Source organism: Aeribacillus sp. JST-2, assembly GCF_056032925.1.
The window spans coordinates 1-1603 of the sequence record NZ_JBVVUU010000094.1 but is presented as its reverse complement, the minus strand read 5'-3'; the positions used below and the strand labels follow the sequence as shown (position 1 = coordinate 1603).

The window sequence follows — 1603 nt, the reverse complement described above, 5'->3', positions numbered from 1 at the left end:
TTAATGTACCAAGGAGGCTAAACAACATGACACGAACCAAACACTCCAAGGAGTTTAAATTACAAGTCATCAAAGAGGCACAGGAGACAGGCAATAACAGCCTTGTTGCCCGCCGTTATGAACTGAATTCCAACATGGTATCCCGTTGGGTGCGGGAATATAAAGATGGCAAATATGGTGATGTTGATGTCACTGTTTTGCCGGACCTTGACCCAAAAGAAATATCCAAGGAAAATGAAAAGCTCAAAATATTGCTTGGTGAAAAAGACCTTGAAATCGCAATCTTACGCGACATTATAAAAAAGAAAAACCCTCACTTGCTGAAAAAATTGAAGTAGCCGACAACTGGATCCAAAAAGGCTATTCCATTTCCAAGGTGCTAAAGATTATAGGGATTGCTCGTTCCACCTACTATTATCAAAAGAGCTACCGCGTGGAAGAGAAAAAAGTGAGTGAGGGGCGTCCGGCACCAGGTTATTCCTTCACAGAAGACGGGCGAAAAGTATCAGACGAACAAATCAAAGAATTCCTGCTGGAGGAAATTGCGGGCGATGGCTTCAACTATGGCTACCGCAAGCTGACCAAGAGGCTTCGCCGCGAATATAACCTTGTCATCAACAAGAAGAAAGTCTACCGTCTGTGCAAAGAGCTGGGTATTCTACGGCCGCAGCGCAAAAAGAAGGCCCAACCCCCTAGGAAGCTGGCACGAAACCGTACGGTAACAGACTCAAACCAGCTATGGGAAGCGGATATCAAATACGGCTACATCGAAGGGGAAGACCGGTTTTTCTTCGTCATGTCCATCATCGATGTATATGACCGTGGAATTGTCGCCTATCACAACGGATTAAGCTGTACAGCCAAAGATGCCGTCCAAGCACTTCAACAGGCATTGTTAAGACGGCAACAATTCAGCGCAGAGATCAAACCAGTGATTCGAACAGACAATGGGCCACAGTTTGTTTCCCATACTTTTGAGGAATTTTGCGAAAAATACCAGATCGAACATGAAAGGATTCCGCCGAGAACACCGAATATGAATGCCCATATTGAATCTTTTCATCGAATCTTTGAAGATGATTGCCTTTCAAGGTGGCAGTTTGAAACCTACGCAAAGGCCTATGAAGCCGTCACGGATTTTATGGTCTTCTACAACGAAAGACGGATGCATTCAAGTATTTTGGACCTGTCACCTCAGGAGTTTTACGAACAAAACAAGCAAAATAAATTGGAAATCGAAGAGGTTCGCGTATGATCGATTCATGAGGAGTCAGGACCGACAGGAATCCCTTGTCCGGCTGCGAAAAGAGCCACAGCGTAGCTGCTTGCCATTGACCGCAGCGCCCGATTCTTAGGAGGCGATGGAAGGGGTCGGGGCCCACCAGCGAATACTTAGAATCGGTTTGTCCGTGTTAGCATTGGGCGCATGAAGAGCCCTAAAGGCTGTTTTTTTAGCGATCTTGCGCCGATCCCCCAACACGGACAAAAGCAAGGTCAATGGTGGCGGACAAGAAGCGCAGGGTTCATAATCAAGAAAAAGAGAGCTATTTTAAGAAAAAGATAGACTAAGAGTAACTATGTCCAAAACTCGGGGGTTAATCCG

The 1603-nt window shown here is 45.7% G+C and carries 1 protein-coding gene; it reads left to right on the top strand.

Annotated elements, in window-relative coordinates:
* Window positions 1–26 precede the first annotated feature (26 nt).
* A protein-coding gene (locus AC0KTX_RS16710) for an IS3 family transposase (protein WP_474253156.1) occupies window positions 27–1255 on the top strand; the annotation gives its coding sequence in 2 pieces (ribosomal slippage) (window positions 27–315 and window positions 315–1255; 1230 coding nt in all).
* The last annotated feature ends 348 nt before the right edge of the window (window positions 1256–1603 follow it).